The sequence below is a fragment of the Mycolicibacterium mageritense genome (assembly GCF_010727475.1).
Classification (GTDB): domain Bacteria; phylum Actinomycetota; class Actinomycetes; order Mycobacteriales; family Mycobacteriaceae; genus Mycobacterium; species Mycobacterium mageritense.
The window spans coordinates 5,581,248-5,591,243 of the sequence record NZ_AP022567.1 but is presented as its reverse complement, the minus strand read 5'-3'; the positions used below and the strand labels follow the sequence as shown (position 1 = coordinate 5,591,243).

Below are 9,996 nucleotides of genomic sequence, written 5' to 3'. Positions count from 1 at the left end.
GACCCTTTTGCGAGAATAGTGTCATGTCCACGACGGCAACATCTTTCGCTACCGGGGTGAGTCCGGTGCAGCGGTTGGAGGTGTTGTGTGAGGAGATGGCCAGGCTGTGCGGTCAACGCAACGCGATCGACGGTCGGCTGGTGCAGATCGTCGCCGAGATCGAACGCGACGAACTGTGCGGAATGACCGGTGCGCGCTCCCTGTCCTCGTTCGTGGCCTGGAAAACCGGCATCACCCCACATAACGCCGACACCATGGTCGCTGTCGCGCGCCGCCGTCACGAATTTCCGCAGTGCACCCAGGCGCTGAGCGAGGGCCGGCTGTCACTGGATCAGGTCGGGGTGATCGCCGAACGCGCCGCCGACGGCTCCGATGAGCACTACGCCGAGTTCGCCGCCAGCGCCACCGTGAGTCAACTGCGCACCGCGATCAAACTCGAACCCCGCCCCGAGCCCGAGATACCGCCCGAACCGCGCCGCGCCATCACCAAAGACGAGCACGACGACTACACCACCTACCGCATCACCCTGCCACGGGTCGAAGCCGCCAAACTCGACGCCGGCCTGCAATCCCACCACGACGCCCTGATCGCCGACTGGCGCCGCGACCACGAAACCGATACCGGTGAGCGGGCTTCAGAGCAGGCGCAGCCGTTCCCCACCCGCATCGATGCCTTCATGAGCCTGATCGAGGCCGGATGGGACACCGATGGAGCGCGCCGGCCGCATGGCCAGCACACCACCGTCGTCGTCCACCTCGACCTCGCCCAGCGCATCGCCGCTCTGCACCTGGGTCCGCTGCTGTCCGACGCCGACCGCCGCTACCTGCTCTGCGACGCGACGTGCGAGGTGTGGTTCGAACGCTACGGTCAGGTCATCGGCGCCGGCCGGGCCACCCGTACCGTCAACCGGCGGTTACGCCGCGCGTTGGAGCATCGCGACAAGTGCTGCGTTGTGCCGGGCTGCGGGGCGACCCGTGGTCTGCATGCTCATCACGTAAACCATTGGGAGGATGGCGGTCTCACCGAACTTGACAACCTCGTCCTGCTCTGTCCGTATCACCATCGGCTACATCATCAGGGTGGTATCACCATTATCGGACCCGCCCACCGCCTCACCATCACCGACAGTTCAGGCCGACCATTGACCAGGGCTTCGTTGGCCCGCCCACCGACCACACCCCCACCCGACGTCCCGCCATACTCCGGGCCCACCGGTGAACGCGCCCAATGGTGGTGGTACACCCCATTCCAACCGCAACCACCACCAAGCACCAATTAGGCTTGGATTCAGTCGATCTCGACGTCTACGACGAGCGACGGCCGAACCGCCTGACCGTGACTGCTCCAGAATCGGTTGAGCAGATCGAAGTCGTGACTCTCGGCGATGCGCAAGTGGGTCTGGCGACCGTGCACCGCAGGCAGCGTCGCCTCGCTGAGCACCTCGTGCACCACACCGAGCAGCTCGCTCTCCTCCTCAGGACGATGGGACCAGGCCGACACGATGAACCCGGTCCGCAGCCCGGCGTTGCCGCGCCGTGCGGCGAGCCGGAACAGTGCCATTGACACCGCGGGCCTGCGGGCACCGACATTGTCCGGAGTGGGCGCGCCGTGGACCACGTGGATCTCGTTGCGGAACCGCGCCCGCAACGCGCTGCCCAGCACGTCCTCGAGCGCGTCTAGCGTGCGGCGCATCAGCTGGCCCCGGTCGGCCTCTGCGCCAGCGTCATGGCGGGAGAGTCGGCCCATCTCAAGGAGTTCCAGTTCCACAGCACGCTCCAGATCAGCCTGGCGCACCGGCTCGCCGCGCCGGTGCGCGAGGAAGATCGCCCGCAGCGCCGCGTTGCGGATGTCGCCGCCGGTGAACCGGTGCGCCTTGGCCAGGGCCGCGAAGTCCACGTCGTCGGCGCGGGCGACCTTGGGCGGCAACATGAGATCCCAGATCCGGATCCGCTCGTCGTCGGCCGGTAGCGGGAACTCGATGCGGAACTGGAAGCGGCGCAGAAACGCTTCATCGATGCCGCCGCGCAGGTTCGTGGCCAGGATGGTCAGCCCGTCGTGCCGCTCGATGCGCTGCAGGAGGTAGCCGACCAGCATGTTGCCGAACTGCTCGCCAGCGTTCGACGCCTGCTCGACACGCGCCGAGAACAGCGTGTCGGCCTCGTCGAACAGCAGCACGGCCGACGTGCGTTGGCTCTGGGTGAACACCTCGTCGATGTGCTTCTCGGTTTCCCCCACGTACTTGCTCATCAACTGGGCCAGGTCCACTGTGTGCAACGGGCGGCCCACCGCGGCGGCCACCGCTTCGGCCGCGGCGGTCTTCCCGGTGCCCGACCGGCCCGCGAAAAGCACCACCGGTCCGGTGGCCACCGGGAAACGAGAACTCAGTCCCAGGGCCTCGCCGGCTTCGTCGCGGTGCGCCACGTAGTAGATCAGGCGCTCGACCGCGTCTCGCGTGGTGTCCCGCAAGATGAGGTCATCCAGCGACCGGCCGGGCACCACCCGCTTGCTGTGCCGCACCGCCTCGACACCGGATCCTGCTGCTGCAGAATCGAGTTCATCGACATCCCGCGAAACGGCCCTTCCGACGATCTGGCGGATCCCGGCAGCACCGATGCGGTGCCGCGCCGCGAGCCGGCCGGCGTCGGCCTCGCTCAAAGTGCCGTCGGTGGCCCACAACCACGCTGCCCGCCGTTCGGCCCAGGTGGGCGCGGTGGCTTCGACGTGCGCGGCGGCGATCGGCAACGGCTCCCTGGTGAGCAGGATCGCGCGGCCACCGAGGTCGGTGACCAGTTCGACGGCCTCGGCGACGATCGGTGCCGGATCCTCGCACGCCCCAAGGTCGATCACCGGAACGGCACCGGCCAGCAGACCGACGCGCCACGCCGACCGGACCGCCTCGGCGGTCGCAGAACCCGGCCGCACCACGACCCCGATACCGTCGACCAACGCCAGTGCCCGCTCCACCCGGTCCCCGGTGCCGTGCACCACGGTCACCGCCGACGTGGGGCCGGCTCCTGTTCCAGCGACCCAACGTTGGCCGGCAGCACCGGTCACGGGCGGCCGGGCGCCGCCGAGCAGCGCCGCGACCACGTCAGCGGGCAGGTCGAACGCCCGCGCCAACGGTGCGGCCTGTTTGTGCACCTGGGTCAGGACGCCGCTGCGGGTGAGACGCCCTGCAGGCCCGAGACTTTCGGCCAGCGTTGCCATCCGGACGGGGTCGCGTCCCAGGACCGCGTACAGCAGGCGTTCGGTGGCCAGCGGTTGACGGACATCGTCCTGCAGCAGCCCGTACACCGCGGAGTAACGCGGCTCCACATGCGGGGCGAGCGCGACGAGTACGGCTTCGAGTTCTACGTCCTCGAGCCACAATCCGTCGGACAAGGTGCGCAACGGCGACGGCATGACAGGAACCAGCGGATCCCACTGCCCGGCGGTGGGGCGCAGCCGCGCCACGGACGGGCGGATCAGGTTGCGGACACCGTCCCACCCATCGGCTCCTTCAGCCGTCAGGGTGTGAGCGCGGTGTTCCTCTTCATCGACAACACTGAGCAGGCGCGCGTCCAACCGGCGCAGCGCCTCGGCAAGGGGCTCGTCACGGTCCACCGATGGGACCATGTCGTCGTGCCATCTGTTGAGCATAGGCGGTCACAATGCCGTGGCAATAGGTGCTGGTGCACAAGCAATCTCATCCAGCACTTTGATGTTGCGCACGACATCGCGGCTTTCCCTAGCCGCGACGGCGTTGACCGCCCACTGGATCAGACCGACAACACCGGGCGGCCGGTATATCAAGCTCCCCTGCCCCGCAACGTGATGGTCACGGATACGGATCGCGAACGGTCGGGTGAAACCCGGTTGCAGCGCCAGCAAGGTCGCGAATCGCCACGCGTCGTCCCGCAGTGTCCGAACCGCCTCGTTGATCAGGAAGATCTGGTTGTCCATCAGCACCGCATAGACGTCGGCCAAAGCCGGTGACAGTTCGTTGATGTCGACGACGATGCCGTTGACCTGGCTGGCGAGCACGGCATTGATCCGGTCGAAATCCGTTTGCAGTTCCCATAATCGGGCCCGCGGTAACTGCGCCGCGGCGGCGATGCCGAGGTCGAGACCGATGTGCGCATTGATCCCGGCCAACATGTGCTGCAACATGATCGGCTCGGGTGAGTCCGCGGCGTCGAAGGTCACGCGCCAGGACCGGGTCGGCTTCGGGAACCTCCCCGGGTGGAAGTGTCCGTTGACGGCGTCGAAGTACCGGTTGGCGAACGCCACGTCGAGCCGCTGCAGCCGCGGACCATCCTCGAACACGCCGTCGGCCACCGCGGTTCGCACCGCGATGGTGATGCGCTTGTACAGCGCGGCGAAATAGCCCAGGCGACTGGACTGTTCGACTGACCACGCGATCACCGCATCGAGAGCGCCGATGACGTCGTCGAAGGTCGCCGCGCGCGGCAGGGGCGGGAGTTGGTCCATAGGGGGCGCCTACCGCGGTTGGCTGAGCATCGGATGGTACGGATACGGCGCCGGCGGAGGAGGAGGTGGCGGCGGCACCTCGTGTCGCGTGGACTTGCGTTCGCTGTACCGTCGCTCGCACCCGAGGACCGCCTTGCGCAGCAGGAGCACCGGCAGCAGGCCCGTGAGGACGAAGGACACCGCGAAGCCGACCACCGAGGCCGCGTCGGTACCGGCACCCGGAAGGGTGAACACCGACGCACCGAAGAACAGAAGTCCGAGACCGCCCCAGGTGAACGCCAGGTAGTAGATCACCCGCAGGGTCCGCGCGCCGGGGCTGCGCAACGGGCGCCGGAGAAGCAACTCACTGGTGACGCTGCCGCTGTGGCGTTCCACCACCTTGGCGGCGCGCTGCTGCAGGGTCTCTTCCTGCCGGGTCAGGGCTTGGGCATGAAGCAGTGAGTCCAGGGCCGACACCACGATGCTGTTGGCGCGTTCCCGGCTGTCCGTTCCCACCCCGTCGGCGCTCGGCGAGTTGAGCAACGGTTGGACGGCCTCGATCTGATTGCGGGCCAGCTCAACAAGTCTCAGGCGCCGGACTTCGAGGTCATGCTCGGTTCGGCGCCGTTCCAACGCGATACCCGCTGCGGTGACCAGTCCGGTCACCAACGGGCCCAGCACGGCGATCAGAATGGGCACTCCATAGTCCATCGCGCACCTCCAGGCGTCCATGGTCGCCCGGCCGGAGCCCCGAACGCGCGAGTAGCCGACTACCCGAGTTCTGGGTGCTACTCGACGCGGCGCAGCGTATCCGGCGTCAGGTCGGCCAACGTCGGGTAGCCGTCGACACCCATGATGAGGTCGGCCTCGGCCAGCAGCGAGCGCAGCACGTGCACGATGCCGTCGGCACCGCCGAGGGCCAGGCCGTACGCGTAGGGCCTGCCCACCCCGACCGCGGTGGCGCCCAGCGCGAGCGCCTTGACGATGTCGGCACCGTTGCGGATACCCGAGTCGAACAGCACCGGCAACCCATCGGCGGCCTCGACCACCCCGGGCAGGCAGTCGATCGCGGGCAGGCCGCCGTTGGCCTGCCGCCCGCCGTGGTTGGAACAGTAAATGCCGTCCACGCCACCGTCTTTGGCGCGCCGCGCATCGTCGGGATGGCAAATGCCCTTGACGATGAGCGGCAGCTTGGTCAGAGACCGCAGCCACGGCAGATCATCCCAGGTCAGCGGATTTCCGAAAAGGCTCACCCACCGCAGCACGGTGGCTTGCGGGTTCTCCTCGGGTGGCTGCTGCAAGCCCGCACGGAACACCGGGTCGCTCGTGTAGTTCGCCAGGCACTTGCCGCGCAGCTGCGGGAAGTTCGAGGTCGCCAGGTCGCGCGGGCGCCAGCCCGGAACCCAGGTGTCGAGCGTGACCACGATGCCCTTGAAACCGGCGGCCTCCGCGCGCTGCACGAGGCTCGCGGCCAGCTCTTTGTCGGTCGGTGTGTAGAGCTGGAAAAACCCTGGGGTGTCGCCGAATTCGGCGGCGACGTCTTCCATCGGATCCTCGGTCAAGGTCGACAGGACCATGGGCACCCCGGTCCGCGCGGCAGCCCGGGCACCGGCGAGATCACCGTGGCCGTCCTGACCGCAGATGCCGAGAACGCCGATCGGCGCCATGAACAACGGGGACGGCAGCTTGAGTCCGAAAAGGTCCACCGACAGGTCGCGCTCGCGGTGTGCGTTGAACATCCGCGGCATCAGGCCCCAACGGTCGAACGCCGTGCGGTTGACCCGCTGCGTGCGTTCGTCGCCCGCGCCGCCTGCGACGTACGACCAGATCGACGCAGGCATCGCGGCCTGCGCCTTGGCCTCAAGCCCCGCGTAGTCCATCGGCAGGGTCGGCAGCACGCCTGCCAGACCCTGCAGGTAGATCTCGAGTTGGTAGTCGCCGTATGCCATGACGGCTACCCTGCCATCCCCCGGTCAGTTGCCCGTGGCGGACTCCGCTTTTGCCAGTTCGGCCTTCCACTGCCGGAAAGTCTCCTCGGTGCGGCCGCGGCGCCAGTAACCGGAGATCGAGGAGGCCCACTTGGCGTCGACACCGCGTTCCTTGCGGATGTAGGGCCGCAGGTTGTGCATGACGGTCTGCGCCTCGCCGTGAATGAAAACCTGCACCTGGCCCGGCAGCCAGGCCGCCTCCTTCACCGCGGCGATCAGCGGGGCGTGGTCTCCCGCGCGGTCGTCGGGCACCAAGTCGGCCCGGCCACCGCGGTACACCCAGGTCACCTCGACACCCGCCGGGGCGGTCAGCTCCACTTCGTCGTCGGGTCCGGCGACCTCGATGAAGACTTTGCCGATCGCGTCGTCGGGAAGGGCTTCCAGTGCGGTGCTGATTGCCGGCAGGGCGGCCTCGTCGCCCGCCAGCAGATGCCAGTCCGCCGCAGGGTCCGGCGAATAGGCACCGCCCGGGCCCATCAGGTAGACGGGCTGCCCGGGAACCGCCGCGGCCGCCCAGGGCCCGGCCGTGCCGAGCTCCCCGTGTACGACGAAATCGATGGTGATCTCGCCACGCTGACCATCGACGTCGCGCACGGTGTAGGTGCGGACGGTGGGCCGCTGCGCCTCGGGCAGTTCACCGAAACTGTCCAGGGTCAGCGGTCGCGGCAGCGCGGCGACATCGGCGTCGGCCGGAACGATCACGAGCTTGACGTACGAATCGGTGAACTCGCTCGGGTTGAACGTCCCGAAGCCGCCGTCGCTCCCATTTCCGCCAAGGACCAGCCGCACCATGTGCGGCGACAACTGCTCACGCCGCACCACTTCGAACGTGTGCACCGGACGTCCAGCCATACCGCCTCCAAAACTCAGCTCCGACCAATGATTAGCCGACCTCACCGACTATACGGAGCGCGTAGTCGCCGGTGGGTGCTACCGGCGGCGGCTACGGCGCCAACAACCTGCCTCACCGACAGCCAGCCCGGCGATGTCGAGCATCGCCAGCGGGCCCAGTACCTCGTGTGTCGGCATACCCGCGGAGACCGCGATCTCGTCGGCGGTGAGCACACCGCGCGACGGCAGCGCGTCGTACACCCGCTTCTCCTGCGGGGCGAGATGGTCGAGCGGCCCGACCGGGTGTGCCGGTTCGGCTGCGAGTTCCCCTATGCGGCCGACCATTTCGACGATGTCGTCGGCCCGGGTCACCAAGACGGCGTCGTCCCGCAGCAACGCATGACAACCCGCGGACGCCGCCGAGGTCACCGGCCCCGGTACCGCCCCCACCGTCCTGCCGAGCCCCTTGGCCCACGACGCCGTGTTGGCGGCACCGCTGCGCAGACCTGCCTCGACCACCACCGTCGCGCCCGACAACGCCGCCACCAGCCGATTACGCGTGAGAAACCGCAGCCGTCCCGGCGCGGTGCCCGGCGGGTACTCGCTCACCAGCAGGTGGTCCTCACGGATCCGGCGGAACAGTGCGCTGTGGCCGGATGGATAGGGATTGTCGATGCCGCCCGCAACGACCGCGACCGTGACGCCCTCGCACGCCACCGCGGCGCGGTGCGCGGCCCCGTCGATGCCGTACGCGCCACCGGACACCACCGCCACATCCCGCTCCACCAGCCCGGCCGCCAGGTCCGCGGCGACATGCTCGCCGTACGCGGTCGCCGCACGGGTACCGACGATCGCCGCGGCGCGCACCGCGACGTCGTGGAGCCGTACCGGTCCGCTCGCCCACAGCACCAAAGGCGCAGACGCGTTGGGTTTCTTCAAACCGCCGAACGCGGTGAAGGACAGCAGCGGCCATTCGTCGTCGTCCGGCGTGATCAGCCTGCCGCCCATCCGGTCCAACACGTCGAGATCGTCGACGGCACGATCCAGCCCGCGTCGCGCTTCGACCCATCTCGCCAAGTCCCGGTCGACGTCACCGGCTTTCACCATCCCTGCCGCATCGACAGGGCCGTGCTTTCGCACCAACGCCGCCAGCTCACGGCACGGCGGTTCCGCAACCCGCGACAGGTAGGCCCAGGCCCGGCGCACCTCGTCGGTCATGACACACCCCCGTCCTGCCGGAAACTCAACGCGGCAGCCACATCTGCGACCGACGGCGAAGTCCGGCCCGCCAGGTCGGCGAGGGTCCACGCGACCCGCAGGCAACGATCCGCACCGCGCATGCTGATCGCACCGCGATCCAGCGCGGTGCTCAGCGGCTGCATCGTTGCCCGCGGCAACCTGAACTTGCGCCGCAGCAGGGATCCGCCCACCTCGTTGTTGGTGCGGATGCCGTGTGGTCGCCATCGTTCTTCCGCCGCGAGGCGAGCCGTGGCCACCCGCTCACGAACCGTGGCACTGGACTCCCCCGCCTCCGGTGCGAACGCGCCCGCGATGACCGGGTGCAATTGGACACGTAGGTCCACACGGTCCACCAACGGCCCTGACAACTTGCCCCGGTACCGCAACCTGGCCTGCGCCGAGCAGATGCAGTCGACCGGATTGGGCGGCGCGCACGGGCAGGGGTTGGCGGCCAACACCAACTGGAACCGGGCCGGGTAGCACGCGACGCCGTCTCGGCGTGCCAGCCGGATCTCGCCGTCCTCCAACGGTGTTCGGAGTGCTTCCAGGGCGCTGGTGCCCACCTCGGCGAATTCGTCGAGGAACAACACCCCGCGATGGGCCCGGCTGACCGCGCCGGGCCGGGCCAGTCCGCTGCCTCCTCCGACGAGGGCCGCGACACTCGACGTGTGGTGCGGCGCGACGAAAGGGGGCTGAGTGATGAGCGGGGTGTCGCCCGCGAGGAGCCCGGCGACCGAATGGATCGCGGTCACCTCGAGCGACTCCTCATACGACAGGGGCGGAAGTAGGCCTGGAAGGCGCTGCGCCAGCATGGTTTTCCCGATACCGGGCGGCCCGGTGAGCATCAGATGGTGTGCGCCTGCGGCCGCCACCTCGACGGCGTAGCGAGCCTGGCCTTGGCCCACCACGTCGGCAAGGTCCGCAGTGGCCTGAGGGGCCTGCTCGCCCGCGGTGACACGGCCGTACAGATCGGCCTTGTTCTCGAACCACGCCTTCAACTGCCCCAGCGTGCGTACCCCGAGCACGTCGATACCGTCCACAAGGCTCGCCTCGGCGAGATTGTCAATGGGTACCACCACGGTGGGCCAGCCCTCGCGCTTGGCCGCGAGCACGGCGGGCAGCACACCGTGGATGGGGCGAACCCGGCCGTCGAGCGCGAGCTCGCCGAGCAGTACGGTCTTGTCCAACCGGGCCCACGCGGTCTTGGTGTGCGCCGACAGCACGGCGCTCGCGAGCGCCAGGTCGTATGCCGAGCCGACCTTGCGCAGCGTCGCAGGCGACAACGCCAGCGTCAGCCGCGACATCGGCCAGGAGTTGCCGCAATTGGTGATCGCCGCGCGGACCCGGTCACGCGACTCTTGCAGCGCGGCGTCGGGAAGCCCCACCAGATGCACACCCGGCAGGCCCGAGGTGATATCGGCCTCGATCTCGACGATCACTCCGTCGAGGCTCCGCACCGCCACCGAATACGCTCTCCCCAAACCCATT

8 protein-coding genes are annotated in these 9,996 nt (G+C 68.6%); 1 reads left to right on the top strand and 7 read right to left on the bottom strand.

Going from position 1 to position 9,996, the window contains the following annotated elements; translation table 11 throughout:
* Positions 1–23: 23 nt before the first annotated feature.
* Complete coding sequence (locus G6N67_RS26975) at positions 24–1,280, top strand: HNH endonuclease signature motif containing protein (protein ID WP_036436681.1); 1,257 nt, start codon at positions 24–26, stop codon at positions 1,278–1,280.
* Positions 1,281–1,288: 8 nt separating this feature from the next.
* Here the strand turns inward: G6N67_RS26975 and G6N67_RS26970 are convergent, their stop codons facing one another.
* From G6N67_RS26970 to G6N67_RS26940, 7 genes are all read right to left on the bottom strand, one after another.
* Complete coding sequence (locus tag G6N67_RS26970) at positions 1,289–3,640, bottom strand: AAA family ATPase (RefSeq protein WP_036436678.1); 2,352 nt, start codon at positions 3,638–3,640, stop codon at positions 1,289–1,291.
* 6 nt (positions 3,641–3,646) lie between these two features.
* On the bottom strand, positions 3,647–4,471 hold the full coding sequence (locus G6N67_RS26965) for a DUF5995 family protein (RefSeq protein ID WP_036436677.1): 825 nt from the start codon (positions 4,469–4,471) through the stop codon (positions 3,647–3,649).
* Between the two features lie 9 nt (positions 4,472–4,480).
* Entirely contained in the window at positions 4,481–5,161 is a 681-nt protein-coding gene (locus G6N67_RS26960; protein WP_036436674.1) for a hypothetical protein, read from the bottom strand.
* Positions 5,162–5,238: 77 nt separating this feature from the next.
* The gene (locus G6N67_RS26955; protein WP_036436672.1) at positions 5,239–6,399 is read right to left on the bottom strand and encodes a lactate 2-monooxygenase; all 1,161 of its coding nucleotides are present in this window, start codon (positions 6,397–6,399) and stop codon (positions 5,239–5,241) included.
* Between the two features lie 24 nt (positions 6,400–6,423).
* Entirely contained in the window at positions 6,424–7,290 is an 867-nt protein-coding gene (locus tag G6N67_RS26950; protein WP_036436670.1) for a siderophore-interacting protein, read from the bottom strand.
* A 78-nt stretch (positions 7,291–7,368) separates the two neighbouring features.
* The gene (dprA, locus tag G6N67_RS26945; protein WP_036436668.1) at positions 7,369–8,487 is read right to left on the bottom strand and encodes a DNA-processing protein DprA; all 1,119 of its coding nucleotides are present in this window, start codon (positions 8,485–8,487) and stop codon (positions 7,369–7,371) included.
* Entirely contained in the window at positions 8,484–9,995 is a 1,512-nt protein-coding gene (locus tag G6N67_RS26940; RefSeq protein ID WP_036436666.1) for a YifB family Mg chelatase-like AAA ATPase, read from the bottom strand. Before G6N67_RS26940 ends, dprA begins: the two co-directional genes overlap by 4 nt.
* Position 9,996: the final 1 nt, after the last annotated feature.

Bases quoted from the DNA above. Each gene is read 5' to 3' on its own strand.
- G6N67_RS26975 (WP_036436681.1), top strand. From the start codon at position 24: ATGTCCACGACGGCAACATCTTTCGCTACCGGGGTGAGTCCGGTGCAG.
- G6N67_RS26970 (WP_036436678.1), bottom strand. From the start codon at position 3,640: ATGCTCAACAGATGGCACGACGACATGGTCCCATCGGTGGACCGTGAC.
- G6N67_RS26965 (WP_036436677.1), bottom strand. From the start codon at position 4,471: ATGGACCAACTCCCGCCCCTGCCGCGCGCGGCGACCTTCGACGACGTC.
- G6N67_RS26960 (WP_036436674.1), bottom strand. From the start codon at position 5,161: ATGGACTATGGAGTGCCCATTCTGATCGCCGTGCTGGGCCCGTTGGTG.
- G6N67_RS26955 (WP_036436672.1), bottom strand. From the start codon at position 6,399: ATGGCATACGGCGACTACCAACTCGAGATCTACCTGCAGGGTCTGGCA.
- G6N67_RS26950 (WP_036436670.1), bottom strand. From the start codon at position 7,290: ATGGCTGGACGTCCGGTGCACACGTTCGAAGTGGTGCGGCGTGAGCAG.
- dprA (WP_036436668.1), bottom strand. From the start codon at position 8,487: ATGACCGACGAGGTGCGCCGGGCCTGGGCCTACCTGTCGCGGGTTGCG.
- G6N67_RS26940 (WP_036436666.1), bottom strand. From the start codon at position 9,995: ATGGGTTTGGGGAGAGCGTATTCGGTGGCGGTGCGGAGCCTCGACGGA.